This window comes from Streptomyces sp. NPDC102451 (genome assembly GCF_044765485.1).
Classification (GTDB): domain Bacteria; phylum Actinomycetota; class Actinomycetes; order Streptomycetales; family Streptomycetaceae; genus Streptomyces.
In genome coordinates, this window is sequence record NZ_JBIWKD010000002.1 from 257799 (window position 1) to 274642 (window position 16844).

General features: G+C 70.7%; 14 protein-coding genes. 10 read left to right on the forward strand and 4 right to left on the reverse strand.

What is annotated here, in order from left to right; all coding sequences use genetic code 11:
• Positions 1–130 precede the first annotated feature (130 nt).
• Positions 131–1123, reverse strand: a complete 993-nt coding sequence (locus ACIRD8_RS04695) for an N-acetylglucosamine kinase (RefSeq protein WP_403985998.1) — start codon at positions 1121–1123, stop codon at positions 131–133.
• Positions 1124–1310: 187 nt separating this feature from the next.
• Here ACIRD8_RS04695 and ACIRD8_RS04700 point away from each other — a divergent pair, with 187 nt between their 5' ends.
• The 4 genes from ACIRD8_RS04700 (at position 1311) to ACIRD8_RS04715 (ending at position 5394) form a co-directional block, all read left to right on the forward strand.
• A complete protein-coding gene (locus tag ACIRD8_RS04700; RefSeq protein ID WP_403986001.1) occupies positions 1311–1988 on the forward strand; it encodes a uracil-DNA glycosylase in 678 nt (225 codons plus the stop codon).
• Positions 1989–2142: 154 nt separating this feature from the next.
• Positions 2143–3363, forward strand: a complete 1221-nt coding sequence (locus ACIRD8_RS04705) for a saccharopine dehydrogenase family protein (protein ID WP_403986004.1) — start codon at positions 2143–2145, stop codon at positions 3361–3363.
• A 119-nt stretch (positions 3364–3482) separates the two neighbouring features.
• The gene (locus tag ACIRD8_RS04710) at positions 3483–4976 is read left to right on the forward strand and encodes an APC family permease (RefSeq protein ID WP_403986007.1); all 1494 of its coding nucleotides are present in this window, start codon (positions 3483–3485) and stop codon (positions 4974–4976) included.
• Position 4977: 1 nt separating this feature from the next.
• Positions 4978–5394, forward strand: a complete 417-nt coding sequence (locus ACIRD8_RS04715; RefSeq protein ID WP_403986010.1) for a universal stress protein — start codon at positions 4978–4980, stop codon at positions 5392–5394.
• A gap of 10 nt (positions 5395–5404) precedes the next feature.
• On the opposite strand, the gene ACIRD8_RS04720 is transcribed toward ACIRD8_RS04715, so the two are convergent.
• The 3 genes from ACIRD8_RS04720 to ACIRD8_RS04730 all read right to left on the reverse strand — a co-directional run bounded on the left by ACIRD8_RS04720 (position 5405) and on the right by ACIRD8_RS04730 (position 8254).
• Complete coding sequence (locus tag ACIRD8_RS04720; protein WP_403986013.1) at positions 5405–6490, reverse strand: WD40/YVTN/BNR-like repeat-containing protein; 1086 nt, start codon at positions 6488–6490, stop codon at positions 5405–5407.
• Between the two features lie 119 nt (positions 6491–6609).
• On the reverse strand, positions 6610–7185 hold the full coding sequence (locus ACIRD8_RS04725) for a GNAT family N-acetyltransferase (RefSeq protein ID WP_403986016.1): 576 nt from the start codon (positions 7183–7185) through the stop codon (positions 6610–6612).
• A 10-nt stretch (positions 7186–7195) separates the two neighbouring features.
• Positions 7196–8254, reverse strand: coding sequence for a LacI family DNA-binding transcriptional regulator (locus ACIRD8_RS04730; protein WP_403986019.1), 1059 nt, complete (start codon positions 8252–8254; stop codon positions 7196–7198).
• Positions 8255–8469: 215 nt separating this feature from the next.
• On the opposite strand from ACIRD8_RS04730, the gene ACIRD8_RS04735 reads away from it, so the two are divergent.
• The 6 genes from ACIRD8_RS04735 (at position 8470) to ACIRD8_RS04760 (ending at position 16789) form a co-directional block, all read left to right on the forward strand.
• Entirely contained in the window at positions 8470–9714 is a 1245-nt protein-coding gene (locus ACIRD8_RS04735) for an extracellular solute-binding protein (RefSeq protein WP_403987261.1), read from the forward strand.
• A gap of 2 nt (positions 9715–9716) precedes the next feature.
• Positions 9717–10646, forward strand: coding sequence for a carbohydrate ABC transporter permease (locus tag ACIRD8_RS04740; RefSeq protein WP_403986022.1), 930 nt, complete (start codon positions 9717–9719; stop codon positions 10644–10646).
• A gap of 4 nt (positions 10647–10650) precedes the next feature.
• On the forward strand, positions 10651–11550 hold the full coding sequence (locus ACIRD8_RS04745; RefSeq protein ID WP_403986025.1) for a carbohydrate ABC transporter permease: 900 nt from the start codon (positions 10651–10653) through the stop codon (positions 11548–11550).
• A gap of 52 nt (positions 11551–11602) precedes the next feature.
• Positions 11603–14005: a glycoside hydrolase family 3 N-terminal domain-containing protein gene (locus ACIRD8_RS04750; RefSeq protein ID WP_403986028.1), complete on the forward strand. Its 2403-nt coding sequence runs from the start codon at positions 11603–11605 to the stop codon at positions 14003–14005.
• Between the two features lie 142 nt (positions 14006–14147).
• Positions 14148–15251, forward strand: a complete 1104-nt coding sequence (locus tag ACIRD8_RS04755; RefSeq protein WP_403986031.1) for an endo-1,4-beta-xylanase — start codon at positions 14148–14150, stop codon at positions 15249–15251.
• Positions 15251–16789: a sodium:solute symporter family protein gene (locus ACIRD8_RS04760; protein WP_403986034.1), complete on the forward strand. Its 1539-nt coding sequence runs from the start codon at positions 15251–15253 to the stop codon at positions 16787–16789. The genes ACIRD8_RS04755 and ACIRD8_RS04760 overlap by 1 nt, the downstream gene beginning before the upstream one ends.
• Positions 16790–16844: the final 55 nt, after the last annotated feature.

Sequence of the window (16844 nt, forward strand, 5' to 3'; positions counted from 1 at the left end):
ATGCTACTGGTTTTGGGTGCCCCTCTGTTCGGGGAGGGGGCCGTCAGGCGTTATCTGTCCGTATATGTCTGTTGAGCGGCATAGTGGACGACTGGCCTGCTCTGTCCGGACAGATGGGCGCGCGAATTCCCTACGTTACTCCCGGTACGAACAGCAGGGACGGGTGGGGTGGCAGGTGCAGCCCCGGTCCGGCGAGGGCCCGGGCGATCCTCAGGGCGCCATGCAGCGGATCACCCTCCGCGGGGACCACCCGGGCCTGCGGCACCTGTCGGGCCAGCTCCTCGCGCAACGGTCCGAGAAGAGGCTCGCCCATGCGGAAGAGCCCACCGGTCAGAGCCACTTCGCAGCCGTCGGGTCGGGAGCCGTCCGGGCGGGGGCACACCGCGGCCGCCGCCTCGGCGATGTGAGCCGCCGCGTCCCGCAGGATCCCCGCCGCGACCTGGTCCTCGGATGCGCAGGCCCCGACCTCGGGCGCGAAGGAGGCGAGCAGCGCGGGACGGTCCGTACGCGGATAGAGCAGGCCCGGAAGTCCGGTGGCCGGTCCGAGGACGGCCTCGAGCCTCTTCAGCAGCACGGGCGAACCGCCGCGCCGGCCGTCGTGGGCCCGCATCGCCGCGTCCAGCCCCGCCCGGCCGATCCAGGCGCCGCCACCGCTGTCGCCCAGCAGGTGGCCCCAGCCGTCCGCCCTGCGCCATGTCGTGAGGTCCGTGCCGAGCGCGATCATGCCGGTGCCGCCCGCGACGACCGCGCCGGGCCGCTGCCCCAGCGCCCCGGCGTACGCGGTCACCGCGTCGGCGGCCAGCGCCACCCGCCGCACACCCAGGGCGTCGGCGAGGGCGCCGGGCAGCCGGGCGCGCAGCTGGTCACCGAGCGTCGCCATGCCGGCCGCCCCGATCGCCACGGCCGCGACGGCCGCACCGGTTCCCGCCTGCTCCAGCAGCCGGTGGACGGCGGGCAGCAACTGCTCCAGCAGATGCCCGGCGTCGATGCCCTCGGCACCCGTCCGTACGGGTTCGGCGCAGACGGTGGTGAACGCCGGGCGCCCCGCGTCCGGCGGACCGAGCGCCACGCGAAGGCCTGACCCGCCGGAGTCGACGCCGACGACGAACGCGTCGCCGGTCACGGCAGCCGCCGGTCGGCCCGGTCACCGGAAGCCACGGGCACCGCTGTCCGCGGATGAACGCCTGCACGCCTCATGACTGGACCCCGGGAGTGGAAGACTGACGACGACCGGCACCTTATCGCTCAGCTCCGCCCCGTGGGAGACCGCATGATCACTCGGAGCGGTGTAGGCCGGTAGAGTGACCGCTGTGGCAGCGCGACCGTTGAGTGAACTTGTGGAGCCCGGCTGGGCCGAGGCGTTGGAGCCCGTGACCGACCGGGTCGCGGCGATGGGGGACTTCCTCCGGGCGGAGATCGGGGCGGGCCGCACCTATCTCCCGTCGGGACAGAACGTCCTGCGCGCCTTCCAGCAGCCCTTCGACCAGGTACGGGTCCTGATCGTGGGTCAGGACCCCTATCCGACACCGGGCATGGCCATCGGGCTCAGTTTCGCCGTGGCGCCCGACGTACGACGTCTGCCGGGCAGCCTGGAGAACATCTTCAGGGAACTGCACTCCGACCTCGGCGTCTCCCGGCCGTCCAACGGCGACCTGACGCCCTGGACACGGCAGGGCGTGCTTCTCCTCAACCGGGCGCTGACCACGGCGCCCGGCAAACCCGCCGCCCACCGTGGCAAGGGCTGGGAAGAAGTGACCGAGCAGGCGATCCGCGCCCTGGCCGCACGGGGCAAGCCGATGGTCTCGGTCCTCTGGGGAAGGGACGCGCGCAACGTGCGGCCGCTCCTCGGTGACCTGCCCGCGATCGAGTCCGCGCACCCCTCCCCGATGTCGGCGGACCGCGGCTTCTTCGGCTCGCGGCCTTTCAGCCGCACCAACGAATTCCTCGAACGCGCGGGGGAACAGCCGGTGGACTGGCGTCTGCCCTGACACCGAGAGCCCGGCCGGGTGGCACCCCCGGCGCGGATGGGCCGGATGCGGGACACCGCGCGGGCGGTTGCCCGCCGCGGGGCGGTGCGGCTGTTAGCGTCCCCACTCCGCCGGACCGGCCGGTCCGGCCGCAGCCGCAGAGGAGTGGTGTCCCATGCGTGTTCTCCTGGTCGGCGCGGGAGGCGTGGGCACGGCGATCACCAGGATCGCGGCCCGTCGGCCCTTCTTCGAGCACATGGCGGTCGCCGACTACGACCGTGACCGGGCGGAGAGCGCCGTCGCGGCTCTAGGGGAGAGCGGGGCCCGTTTCGCCGCGGTCCGGCTGGACGCCTCGGACCCGGCGGCGGTGCGCGCCGCCCTGGCCGAGCAGCGCTGCGACGTCCTGCTCAACGCCACCGACCCCCGTTTCGTCATGCCCCTGTTCGAGGCGGCGCTCGCCCACGGCGCGCACTACCTCGACATGGCGATGTCCCTGTCGCAGCCGCACCCGTCCCGCCCGTACGAGAAGTGCGGGGTCAAGCTCGGCGACGCCCAGTTCGAGCGGGCGGCCGAGTGGGAGGCCTCCGGGCGTCTCGCACTGGTCGGGATGGGAGTGGAACCCGGGCTCTCGGACGTGTTCGCCCGGTACGCCTCCGACGAACTGTTCGACGAGATCGAGGAGATCGGGATCCGCGACGGCGCCGACCTGACGGTGGAGGGCTACGACTTCGCCCCGTCCTTCAGTATCTGGACGACCATCGAGGAGTGCCTGAACCCGCCGGTCGTCTACGAGGAGGACCGGGGATGGTTCACCACCGCCCCCTTCAGCGAGCCGGAGGTCTTCGACTTCCCCGAGGGCATCGGGCCCGTCGAGTGCGTCAACGTCGAGCACGAGGAGGTGCTGCTCGTGCCGCGCTGGCTCAAGGCCCGCCGCGTCACGTTCAAGTACGGCCTGGGCGACGAGTTCATCGGGGTGCTGCGCGCACTCCACACGCTGGGCCTCGACCGCACGGACCCGCTGTCCGTGAAGAGCGACGCGGGCACCGTCAAGGTCTCGCCCCGCGACGTGGTCGCCGCCTGCCTGCCCGATCCGGCCGGCCTCGGCGACCGTATGCACGGCAGGACGTGCGCGGGCACCTGGGTGAAGGGCATCAAGGACGGGCGGCCCAGGGAGGTCTACCTCTACCACGTGGTCGACAACCAGTGGTCGATGCGCGAGTACGGCTCCCAGGCCGTGGTCTGGCAGACCGCGATCAACCCCGTCGCGGCCCTCGAGCTCGTCGCGAACGGTGTCTGGGGCGGCTCCGGGGTGAAGGGCCCCGAGGCCATGCCGCCCCGTCCCTTCCTCGACCTGCTGGCCGAGTACGGCGCACCGTGGGGCATGCGCGAGCAGTGACGGCCGCGGTGCCGTTCCGGCGGGTGCCTCACCGGACGTGCGCACCCGGAGGTACGTCAATAGCATGTGGAAGGAAATATTCCGCCTTCCCTTCAGGCCTGTGACGCGAGCGAGGGAGCATGGCAGAGGACCGTGCCGGATCAGTAGCGCCGGCAAGCTTGAAACCGGACGCGATCGGTTTCGTCGACGCGCTGGTCATCGGACTGAACGCCACGTCCCCGGCCTACTCGGTGGCGGCCGTCATCGGCCCGATCGTGGCGCTCGTCGGCGTGTACGCACCGGGAGTGCTCTTCGCCTCCTTCGTGCCGATGCTCCTCATCGCCTCGGCCTTCTACTACCTGAACAAGGTCGACCAGGACTGCGGGACGACGTTCTCCTGGGTGACGCGCGCCATGGGGCCCTGGACCGGCTGGCTCGGGGGCTGGGCCATCGCGATGACCGGTGTGCTCGTGGTCGGGTCACTGGCCGATGTCGCCGTCAGCTTCGGCCTGCTCGCCGTCGGCCTCGACAGCTGGGCCGAGAACACGTTCGTCCGCCAGCTGCTCACCGTGCTCCTCATCATCGTGATGACAGGGCTGTGCGTCATCGGCACCGAACTGTCGGCCAAGGTGCAGAACGTCCTGATCCTGGCTCAGGTGGCCTTCCTCCTCATCTTCGTGGTCGTCGCGCTCTACCGCGTCTACGCGGGCACGACGTCCTTCGACTCCGTCAGACCCTCGGTCGAGTGGCTCAACCCCTTCGGGAAGGGCGGTGCGGCGCTCACGAGCGGTCTGCTGCTGGGGGTGTTCATCTACTGGGGCTGGGAATCGGCCGTCAACCTCACCGAGGAGGTCGAGGACTCCGCGAGCGCGCCCGGAAAGGCCGGCGTGTGGTCGACGGTCATCCTGCTGGTGACCTACCTGTCCGTCGGCTTCGCGGTCGTCGCGTTCGCCGGAACGGCGTACCTGGTGGAGAACGCGGGGGAGGAGGAGTTCATCTTCGCCCTGCTCGCCGGCGAGGTGATGGGGAACTGGGACTGGATCGTGCTGCTCGCGGTCGCGACGTCGGCGCTCGCCTCCACCCAGACGACCATCATTCCGGCGTCCCGCACCGCACTGTCCATGGCCCGCAGGAAGGCGCTGCCCGCCACGTTCGCACACATCAGCCCACGCTTCAGAACCCCCGACGTGAGCACGTGGTGGGTGGCCGCCATCGCCATCGCCTGGTATCTCGTCGTCAGCCAGATCAGCGAGAACGCCCTCTTCGACTCACTGACGGCCCTGTCCCTGCTCATCGCCTTCTACTACGCGCTCACCGGGGTGGCGTGCGCGGTCTACTACCGCCGTCATCTGACCGAGAGCGTGCGCAACTTCCTCCTCATCGGCCTCGGTCCGGTGGTCGGAGCCGGACTGCTGACCTGGCTGCTCGTCCGGTCGGTCATGGATATGTCCGACCCGGCGAACTCCTACAGCGGAACCTCCTGGTTCGGACTGGGGCCCCCGCTCGTCATCGGCATCTGCATCAGCCTGATCGGTGTGGTGCTCATGGTGGCGCTGAGGTTCCTGTCGCCTTCGTTCTGGGACGAGCGCCGGAGTGTGGTCGACCCCGGCCTCGTACACGGCAAGGAGCCCTGAGATGTCCGTGGTCCTCGGGTACGACGAGTCGCCAGGTGCCGCCCGTGCCCTGCGGGTGGCGATCGAGGTGGCCGCCGCGTTCGGTGAGCGGCTCGTCCTGGTCTACGGGGCGGCGCCGCCCGGTCCCACCGGCGAGGAGTACCGCGCCCACTACGAGGCCATCCGCCAGGCCGGGCGCGCGGGGCTGGAACACGCCGTCGCCGCGGCCGAGGAGGCGGGCGTGCCGACCACGGTCGAGGTCATCGATCTGAAACCCGCGGAGGCGCTGATCGAAGCCGCCTCCCGTCACGGAGCGAGGGTCATCGTCGTGGGCAGCTGGGGCGAGAGCCCGATGCGGGGGGCGCTGCTCGGCTCCACCCCGCACAAGCTCCTGCACCTGTCGACCGTGCCGGTGCTCTGCGTACCGACCGAGGAGTGACCCGCCCCGGTCAGCCGATCACCGCCGCCCGCACGCACAGCACGTCCGGAAGGTGCGAGACGAGCTGCTGCCAGCTGTCGCCGTCGTCCGCGCTCGCGTACACCTCGCCGTTGCGATTGCCGAAGTAGACGCCGGCCGGGTCGGCGTCGTCCGTGCAGAGCGCGTCACGCAGCACCGTGCCGTAGTGGTCGCCGTCCGGGAGGCCCCGTGCGAGGGGCTCCCACGTCTCGCCCGCGTCCCGTGTGCGGTACACGCGGCAGCGGTGACCGGCGGGCACCCGGTCGGCGTCGGCGTTGATCGGGAAGACGTAGAGCGTGTCCGCGTGATGCGGGTGCGCGGCGGCGGCGAAGCCGAAGTCCGAGGGCAGACCGGCGCCGATGTCCTTCCAGCGCTTCCCGCCGTCGTCGCTGCGGAAGACACCCCAGTGGTTCTGCAGGTAGAGCCGGTCCGGATCCACCGCGTCCCGGGTGACCTTGTGCACGCACTGGCCGAACTCGGGGTCGGGGTCCGGCAGGAAGACGGCGGAGACGCCCTTGTTGGAGGGGGCCCAGCGCTCACCGCCGTCCTCCGTACGGAAGACGCCCGCGGTGGACACGGCGACGGTCACCGCCCGGGCGTCCCGGGGGTCGGTCAGGATGGTGTGCAGGCCCTCGCCGCCCCCGCCGGGCACCCACGCGGACCGGGTCGGGTGCTCCCAGAGCGGGCGGACCAGCTCGAAGGACTCGCCGCGGTCGTCCGACCGGAACAGCGCGGCCGGCTCCGTCCCCGCGTAGACGACGTCGGGGGCCTCGGGCCCGGCGGGATGCAGCTGCCAGACCCGCTCCAGCGAAGCGTCGGTGAACTGCGGGAACTTCACGGCGGGGCGCTTCGGCTCCACCCAGCTCGCGCCCATGTCGTCGGAGTGGAAGACCGAAGGGCCCCAGTGGGCGCTGTCCCCGCCGACCAGGAGCCGGGGTGTCCCGCCGCGGGTGTCGATCGCGATCGAGTAGATCGCCTGGGCGTTGAAGTGCGGATCGCCGAACTCCCATGTCCCGCCCCGTCTGTGGCCGAGGAAGAGCCCTTTGCGGGTGCCTACGGTGAGCAGTACGTCGGTCATGACAGGACCTCCCGAAACGCCGGTGTGCCGGATACGGGAAAGTCTGCACCCCGCCACTGACACCGGACGGTAGGCGCGGTGACGTCCCAGGTCACCGCCGCAGCGAAGCGCGGGCGGCCTTACGGCGCGGGACGGTCCGGTGGTCCGTCGGGGCGGTGCCCGAGCACCTCGGACGGCGTCTGCTCCCGGAACTGCTCACGGGTGCGGACCAGCAGCCGGGTCGTGCTCCCGTCCGCCTCCTCGATGTCCCGGACATGCCGGAAACCGATGCGCCGCAGCAGAGCCAGGGACGGGCCGTTCCCCGCCGCGACCGTGGCGTACACCTCGCGCAGTCCGAGCCGGCCGAACCCCTGGCCGACGAGCGCCCCGGCCAGTTCCGTGCCGAGCCCGCGGCCCCAGGCGTCCGGAGCGAGTGCGTAGACGATCTCGTGACCGCCGGACTCCGGGGTGGGCTTGATCTCGGCGTGTCCCACCGTCCTGCCGCCCTCACGGACAGCCCACACGTCGAAGAGGCCACGCGCGTACACCTTGGTGAAGACCCGCCCGAAGAGGGCACGGTCCTCGGCCTCCGGGGAGGGGCCCTCGCCCATCCACCGGGAGACCCGCACATCCTGGAACAGGGCGACGAACGACTCCTCGTCGCCCGGGACGTACGGGGTCAGCAGCAGGCGGGCCGTCCGCACCTCGGGAGTCATGGGGCTCCCCTCAGCGCACCGGCGGGGCCGTGCTGCTGCGCACCACCAGGCTCGTCGCCAGGTCGACCCGGGTGGTCGCGGGCTGCCTGCCCCGGCCCAGGTCGAGAACCAGGCGGGCCGCGGTCTCGGCCATCTCGATGAGGGGCTGGCGCACCGTGGTCAGCGGGGGGCCGATCCAGCGGGTGAGCGGCAGGTCGTCGAAGCCGACCACACTGAGGTCCTCCGGGATCCGCAGCCCCAGCTCGCGCGCGGCCTCGTAGACACCGAGTGCCTGGAGGTCGTTGCCCGCGAAGATGGCGGTGGGCGGCTCCGGCAGCCGCAGCAGCTCCAGGGCCGCCGTGTAACCGTCCTCGTGGTTGAACTCGCCCTCCCGGACGAGGGCGGGGTCCATCGGGACTCCCGAGGTCTCCAGCGCGGCGCGGTAGCCGTCCAGCCTGGCGCGGCTGCACATCATGCGGGCCGGTCCGCCGATGACACCGATCCGGCGGTGGCCCAGGCCCGTCAGATGGCGGGTGGCGGCAAGGCCGCCCTGCCAGTTGGCCGCCCCGACCGACGGGATGTCGTCACCGGGGTCGCCCGCCGGATCGACGACGACGAACGGGATGGAGCGGCTGGTCAGCTGGGCGCGCTGCGCGGCGTCGAGGTCCGAGAGCACCAGGATCACTCCGGCCGGGCGACGGGCCAGAACGCCGTCCACCCACGTCTGGCCCGGGGTGAGCCGGCCGGCGCTCTCCGAGAGCACGAGGCTCAGTCCCTCGTCCCTGGCGACGTTCTCGACACCCCGGACGACCTCCATCGCCCAGGCGCTGTCCAGCTCGTGGAAGACCAGGTCGATGAGCTGGGACTGCTGGGAGGCTCCGCGCCTGCGGCGGTAGCCGTGCCGCAGCAACAGCTCCTCCACCCTCGTGCGCGTACTCGGGGCGACATCGGCGCGCCCGTTCAGCACTTTCGAAACTGTCGGAGCCGAAACTCCGGCCGCTCGGGCGATCTCTGCCAGCGTGGCGGTGCTCTCCGACGACTCGTCGACGGACGCCTTCTCCTGTTGGGGCTGGACCTTTGCAGGGCTCATGCACGAATCGTAGCTCCCCCGAGGCCCTGGATACGCGCCCGGGCAAGGTTCGTAAATGCTTGCTCCTACCCTCTTGACGGGTCCGAAACACGACCGTACGGTTCCGGCAACATTCGAAAGGCACGCCGAAACATTCGACAGAGGGTGCGGTCATGCGGTCGGGGATATTCACTCAGGGCACACGTACGACGAGATGGGCCGCAGCGGGTGCGGCGATGGCCATGGCCGGTCTGCTGGCCGGCTGTGGCTCCGGTAGCAGCGGGAGTGACAGCGGGACCATCACCGCCTACGTCTACGGGGACGACGCGGTCAAGGTCCAGCAGGCGGCGGTCGACACGTTCAACAAGACCTCCAAGGTCAAGGTGAAGCTGGTGTCGGTCCCCGGCACCGACTACGTGAACAAGCTCCGCAGCGCCATGGGCTCGCCCAGCGCCCCGGACGTCTTCTTCAACTGGGGCGGCGGCTCCATCAAGCCGTACGTCGACTCGAAGGACCTGGTCGACCTGACGTCGACGGTCAAGAACGACGCCACGCTGAAGGACGGTTTCCTTCCCTCGATCATGACGGCGGGCGGCCTCGAAGGGAAGATCTACGGGGTGCCCATGCGCGGCATGCAGCCCGTGATGCTCTTCTACAACAAGACCCTCTTCGCCGAGCACAAGATCGAGCCGCCCAAGACCTGGGAGGACCTCCAGGAGGCCATCAAGACCTTCAAGGCCGCGGGGATCACCCCCTTCGCGCTCGGTGGCTCCGACAAGTGGCCCGAACTGATGTGGATGGAGTACCTGCTGGACCGGATCGGCGGCCCCGAGGTCTTCAAGAAGATCCAGGACGGCGACACCGAGGGCTGGGGCGACCCGGCGGTGCTCAAGACGGCCCAGACCGTCAAGGAGCTGGTCGACGAGGGCGCGTTCGGCAAGAACTTCAACTCCGTCGACTACGGGAACGGCGGAGCCCCGACCCTGCTCAACAAGGGCAAGGCCGCCATGCACCTCATGGGCTCCTGGGAGTACTCGACCCAGCTCGGCAAGGCACCGGAGTTCGCCAAGAAGGACCTCGGATGGGCCACCTTCCCGACGGTGGCCGGCGGTGTGGGCGACCCCGCGAACGTGGTGGGCAACCCCACCAACTACTGGTCCGTCAACGCCCGGACCAAGCACAAGGACACCGCCATCGCGTTCCTGAAGACCATGGCGTCGAAGACCTACGCGCAGGCCCTCGTCGACAACGGTGACGTCCCCACCACGTCCAACGCGGCCGAGATGCTGAAGGGCTCCCCGAACCCGCAGTTCGCGACCGACAGCTACGAAATGGTGCAGAAGGCCCCGAGCTTCACCCTCTCGTGGGACCAGGCACTCGAAGCCCAGTACGCCACACCGCTGCTCACGGAGATCAGCAAGCTGTTCGCCGGCAAGACGACCCCCGAGCAGTTCGTCGAAGCAATGAAGGCCGCAAAGTAACCATGTCCCACCACACTCCGGTCGCGAAGAGGCACGGAGACAGGAAGGCGGCCGTCGGCGACGTCGGCCGCCCGCCGGTCGCCTGGGCCGTCCCCGGCATCCTCTTCTTCGCCGTCTTCGCGATCGTGCCCCTGGCGATCGCCGTCTATCTCTCCTTCTGCGAGTGGGACGGGCTCGACTCCCCGACCCTGACCGGCCTGGACAACTGGACCAGACTGTTCAAGGACTCGGAGTTCGGCCAGGCCGCCTGGCTGAGCCTTCTCCTCACCACGATCAGCTGGGTCTTCCAGACCCCGGTGGCCCTGCTGCTGGGCGTATGGGCCGCCGGCCGCCAGCGCAGCCGCGCCTTCCTGTCCGCGATCTTCTTCATCCCGCTGCTGCTCTCCACCACCGCCATCGCGATGCTGTTCCACGCCCTGCTGGACCCCAACTTCGGGGTGATCCAGACCATCGGGCCCTGGTTCGGCATCGATCCCAACATCATGGGGACGTCCACCGGGGCGCTGCTCGTGGTGGCCTTCGTCGGCGGCTGGCAGTTCATGCCCTTCCACACGCTGATCTACCAGGGCGGCGCCCGGCAGATCCCGGAGGTCCTCTACCAGGCCGCCTCCATCGACGGAGCCGGCATGGTGCGGCAGTTCTTCCACATCACGCTGCCGCAACTGCGCCACACGATGACGACCTCGTCGGTCCTGATGATCGTCGGCTCGCTGACGTACTTCGACACCGTGCTCATCATGACCAAGGGCGGTCCCGGCACGGACACGACGATCCTGCCCTACCTGATGTACCGGACCGGCTTCCAGACGTACGACCTCGGCTACGCGGCGGCCATCGCCACGGCGCTCGTCGTCGTGGCCACCAGTATCTCGCTGATCATGGTCCGCCTCAGTGGCTTCGGGTCGATGCGGTCCACCCGGGAAGGTATGTGACGAGATGTCGATCGACACCCGCCCCGCCGCTCCGCAGCACCGCGCGGCGCCCACCGCGCCGCGCCGCGGACGCCCCGCCCGACGGCGCAGGATCCTGGGCAACCCGGTCGCCGGCATCGGCTCGCTGATCTGGCTCCTCATCGTCCTGGTGCCCCTCTACACCCTGGTCTCCGCGTCGCTGATGCACCAGGACGAGGCGCTGAACGGCGATCCGCTGGCGATCCCCACGGATCCGACGCTCGACAACTACAACACCGTGCTGGACAGCGGGTTCCTCACGCTGATCGGCAACACCGCGATCGTCGCGGTGGCCACGGTCGCCATCGTGCTGGTGCTCTCCGTCCCGGTGGCGTACGTGGCGGTACGCACCCGGAGCCGCCTCTCCTCGCTCGCCTTCAGGACCTTCCTGCTCGGCGTGGCGATCCCGGCGCAGGCGGTGATCGTTCCCCTCTACCTGATGATCGGCAAGATGGGTCTGTACGACACCCTGTGGGCGATCATCCTGCCCACCGCCGCCTTCGCGATGCCCGTCGCGGTGCTCGTGCTCAGCGGCACGATGCGCGACGTCTCCGAGGAGATGTACGAGGCCATGGCCCTCGACGGCGCCTCACCCCTGCGCATGCTGTGGCAGCTGGCCGTACCGCTGTCCAAGGCGGGGATCAGCACCGTGGCGATCTTCTCCGCACTCCAGGCGTGGAACGGCTTCCTCTTCCCGCTGATCCTGACCCAGTCGGAGGAGCAGCGCGTCCTGACGCTGGGGCTGTTCAACTTCATGAGCCAGTTCGGAGTGAACATCCCCGCGGTCCTGGCAGCGATCGTCCTCTCCGTCATACCCATCTTCGCCGTGTACCTCGTGGCCCGGCGGGCGCTGATCAACGGACTGATGGGGGTGGGCGGCAAGTAGCGCATCCATGCCGCCCCGGACCACCGCACTCATGAGAGGAACCCCTGCCGCCATGGCAATCCACCCCGTCCCGCAGGCCCGTCAGGCCGATCCGTCCCCCGCCGCCGACGGCCCGTGGCGCGACCCTTCGCTCAGCCCCGAGGCGAGGGTGGCCGACCTGGCGTCCCGGATGACGCTCGAGGAGAAGGCCGCCCAGCTGTACGGAATCTGGGTGGGCGCCGACGCGGAGGGCGACGGAGTCGCGCCGCACCAGAACGACATGGTCGACCCGGTCGACTTCGAGGAGATCACCACCCGCGGACTCGGCCAGCTCACCCGGCCGTTCGGCACCGCCCCGGTGGACCCGGGCGTCGGCGCCGTCTCGCTGGCCACGGCCCAGGCCAGGATCGCCGCGGCGAGCCGGTTCGGTATTCCGGCGCTCGCCCACGAGGAGTGCCTGGCCGGCTTCACCGCCTGGGGCGCGACCGCCTATCCGGTGCCGCTGGCCTGGGGCGCGGCCTGGGACCCGGAGCTGGTCGCGGAGATGGCGCACCGGATCGGCAGCGACATGCGGTCGGTCGGTGTCCACCAGGGCCTCGCCCCCGTCCTGGACGTGGTGCGGGACCTGCGCTGGGGCCGGGTCGAGGAGACCATCGGCGAGGACCCCTACCTGGTCGCGACCATCGGCACGGCGTACGTCAAGGGCCTGGAGTCTTCCGGGATCGTCGCCACCCTCAAGCACTTCGCGGGCTACTCCGCGTCGGCCGGCGCCCGCAACCTCGCCCCGGTCCGGGCGGGCGCGCGGGAGATGGCCGACGTGATCCTGCCGCCGTTCGAGATGGCGGTCCGCGAGGGCGGCGCCCGCTCGGTGATGCACTCGTACGCCGAGATCGACGGGGTGCCGACGGCAGCCGACCCGACCCTGCTCACCGGACTCCTCAGGGACACCTGGGGGTTCGGCGGGACCGTCGTCGCCGACTACTTCGGCATCGGCTTCCTGGAGACCCTGCACAAGGTCGCCGAGGGCCGCGGTGACGCCGCCCGTCTCGCCCTCACCGCGGGCGTCGACGTGGAACTGCCCACCGTACGCAGCTACGGTGACGCGCTGGTCGCCGCCGTGCGCGACGGACTGGTGGCCGAGGAACTCGTGGACCGCGCCCTGCGCAGGGTCCTCCTGCAGAAGTGCGAGCTCGGCCTGCTCGACCCGGACCGGCAGCTCCTGCCCGCCGCACTCAGCGGCGTGGACCCGTCGCAGGCGCGCGGCACGGTGGACCTCGACCCGCCGGGGAACCGGGCCCTGGCCCGGCTGCTTGCCGAGCGGTCCTGCGTCCTGCTGGCCAACCCCGAGGGCGCGCTCCCTCTCAGCGGCACCGGCAGGATCGCGGTCGTGGGGCCCCGCGCCGACGACCCGCTGGCCATGCTCGGCTGCTACTCCTTCCCCAGCCACGTCGGCGTCCAGCACCCCGGGTCGGCCATGGGCATCGACGTACCGACGGTGCTGGAGGCGCTCCGCGAGGAGTTCCCCGGTGCGGGCATCGACCTCGCACAGGGCTGCGACGTGGACGGTACGGACGCCTCCGGCATCGAGGAGGCCGTCGCACTGGCGGCCGGGGCCGACGTCTGCGTGGCCGTGCTCGGCGACCGGGCCGGGCTGTTCGGCCGCGGTACCTCCGGCGAGGGATGCGACGCGACCGACCTGGCGCTGCCCGGTCTCCAGGGCGAGCTCCTGGACGCGCTGCTCGCGACCGGCACCCCGGTCGTCCTGGTCCTGCTGACGGGACGGACGTACGCGCTGGGCGGGCGGGCGGACCGGCTGGCCGGCTGTGTGCAGGCGTTCTTCCCCGGCGAGGAGGGCGGCCCGGCGCTCGCCGGTGTGCTCTCCGGCCGGGTCAACCCCTCCGGGCGCCTGCCCCTGGGCGTGCCCAACGGCCCCGGCGGCCAGCCGTGGACGTATCTGCAGCCGCCGCTGGGCCGGGCCAACGGGGTCAGCAATCTGGACCCCACCCCGCTCTACCACTTCGGCCACGGGCTCTCGTACACCTCGTTCGCCTGGGAGGCCGGTGACGAGGTGCCGGCGGAGCTCCCCACCGACGGCGAGACCGATCTCGCGGTCACCGTCCACAACACCGGCGACCGCGACGGGGCCGAGGTGGTCCAGCTGTACGTCCATGACCCGGTCGCCCAGACCACACGCCCCGAGGCACGGCTGATCGGGTACGCCCGGGTGCCGCTGGCCGCGGGGGAGTCCCGGAAGGTCAGCTTCCGGTTCCATCCCGACCTGGTGTCCTTCACCGGGACCGGCGGGCGCCGGATCGTCGAGCCCGGCGACCTGGAGCTGCGGTTCGCCACGTCCAGCGACGCGGCCGACGTCAAGCACACCGTACGGCTGCGTCTCACCGGGCCGGAGCGGACCGTCGATCACCGGCGCCGCATGGTGTGCGCCACGTCGGTCGACTCGCTGATCGCACAGCAGTGACGTGTGGGGGCCGCGGCCCCCAGACACCCGCCCCCGCGCCCCCTCCGGGGTGCGCGGGGGTGATGCCGAAACTTTCGAAGGCCACCCCGCCCGCTCGGGCGCCGACTTCGCGTCCGTGCGCCACTACGGAAAGGTATATGTCATGTCCAAGGCAACTCGTTCGGTCGCGGTCGGCTCCGCGGCCGCCGTGCTCCTGGTCTCCGCGTTCACGCTCTCCAGCGCTTCCGCCGCTGTCAACGACGGCAGCCGGCACGGCGGAAAGGGCGACAGCTCCGCCCCGCGGAGCCTCGGCGACCTCGGCCGGAAGGCCGGACTGCGCATCGGTACGGCGGTCGACACCTCCGCCCTGGCCGAGGACACGCCCTACCGTGCCAAGGTCGCGGGGGAGTTCTCCTCCGTCACCGCGGAGAACGTCATGAAGTGGGAGGCGGTCGAGCCGCAGCGCGGCACCTACGACTGGGCCGCCGCCGACCGGCTCGTCGACTTCGCGAAGAAGAACGGGCAGCTGGTCCGCGGCCACACCCTCGTCTGGCACAACCAGCTGCCCGCCTGGCTGACCGAGGGCGACTTCACCACCGCCGAGCTGCGGACGATCCTGCACCGGCACATCACCGACCAGGTCACGCACTTCAAGGGCAAGATCTGGCAGTGGGACGTCGTGAACGAGGCCTTCAACGACGACGGTACGCTGCGGGACAGCATCTGGCTGCGGAAACTCGGCCCCGGCTACATCGCGGACGCCTTCCGCTGGGCCCACGAGGCGGACCCCAAGGCGCGCCTGTTCATCAACGACTACAACATCGAGGGCGTCAACGCGAAGAGTACGGCCCTCCACGAACTGGTCACCAAACTGCTCAAGCAGCGCGTCCCCGTCCACGGAGTGGGGATCCAGGGCCACCTGGCCGTCCAGTACAGCGCGCCGCACGACATCGCCGAGAACATGCTGCGCTTCGACCGTCTCGGCCTGGAGACCGCGATCACCGAGGCCGACGTCCGGATCCCCATGCCTGCCGACAGCACGGAGTACGAGGCCCAGGCCGAGGGGTACGCCGTCCTGCTGCGCGGCTGCCTCCTCACCCCGGGCTGCGGCGACTTCACCGTCTGGGGCTTCACCGACACCTACTCCTGGGTCCCGGACACGTTCCCCGGTGAGGGCGCGGCCAACCTCTTCGACGAGAACTACGCCCCCAAGCCCGCCTACAGCACCCTGCGCCAGACCCTGACGCTCGCCGCGGGCAGGCACTGATGGCCCCGCTCGACTGGGCCGCCCTGGGCGGCTATTTCCTGGTGATGCTGCTCATCGGCCTCTGGTCGCACCGCCGCGTCGGCAACGTGAGCGACTACTTCACCGGAGGCGGCCGGATGCCCTGGTGGCTCTCCGGCATCTCCCACCACATGTCCGGGTACAGCGCCGCCGTGTTCGTCGCGTACGCCGCCATCGCCTACAGCTACGGAATCACCGTCTACGTCTGGGCCTTCCTGCCGCTCGCCTTCGGCACCGCGGTGGGCGCCTGGCTCTTCGCCCCGCGCTGGCAGCGGCTCAGGAAGCGCTACGCCGTCGCCTCGCCCCTGGAATACCTCGCCAAGCGCTACAACGTGCCCACCCAGCAGGCGCTCGCCTGGAGCGGCGCGCTGCTCAAGGTGTTCGACGTGGCGGCCAAGTGGGCCTCCGTGGCCGTGCTGCTCAACGTCTTCACCGGCATGCCGATGACCACCGGCATCCTGATCACCGGCATCGTCACCCTGCTCTACTGCACGGTGGGCGGCCTGTGGGCCGACGCGCTCACCGACTTCGGGCAGTTCATCATCCAGGGCGCCGCCGCGCTCGCCATGCTCTGGGTCGTCCTGGACCGGCTCGGTGACGGCCTCGCGGGCCTGGGCACCATCTGGGACAAGCTGCCCGAGGGGCACGGACAACCGCTCGTCGGCCCGTACACCGCGACCTTCCTCGGCGCATACGTCGTCGTGAAGCTCTTCGAGTACAACGGCGGCATGTGGAACCTGGCCCAGCGCTACATGGCCACGGACTCCCCGAAGTCCGCCCGCCGTTCGGCCGGGCTCTCCGCCCTGCTGTACGTGATCTGGCCGGCCGTCCTGCTCTTCCCGCCCGTCGCCGCGGCCGTGCTGCTGCCGGGCATCGCGGAACCGGAGAAGGTCTACGCGCTGATGGCGGAGTCCTATCTGCCCGCGGGGCTCGTGGGGCTGACGCTGGCCGGGATGTTCTCGCACACCATGGCGATGGCCTCCTCCGACGCCAACGCGGTCTCCGCGGTCGTCACCCGCGACATCATCCCCGCCGTCGTACGCCGCGCCCGGGACCTCTCCCCGGCGACCGGGCTGCTCGTCGCCCGGGTGTGCACCGTCGTCTTCATCAGCGTCAGCATGATCGTCGCGATCGAGGCGGACCACTTCGGCGGAGTGCTCGGCATCATCGTCGGCCTGGTCGCGGCCGTGATGGGTCCCATATCCATCCCGATGCTGCTCGGACTGCTGCCCGCCTTCCGCCGGTTCGGACCCCGGGCGGCGCTGTCCTCCTGGGCGCTGGGCCTGCTCGGCTACCTCCTGGTCAAGTTCGGGCTCGACAGCACGGACCAGACGCTCGTGATCGTCACACCGCTCGTCACCTCGCTGGTGGTGTACGTCGTCGTCGGACTGATCGGCCCGGAGCCCGACGACACCGCCGACGCGATCGTCGCCGCGCTCTCGCCCGCCCCGGACGAGGACGGCGCGCCGGTCCCCGAGACCGGGCGGCAGCCCGCCGCGGCGCCCGGCGTCACCGACTGACCTCGTAGTACCCCACCGAACATCTGCCGAGGGCTCACGCCCATCCAATTTGTCA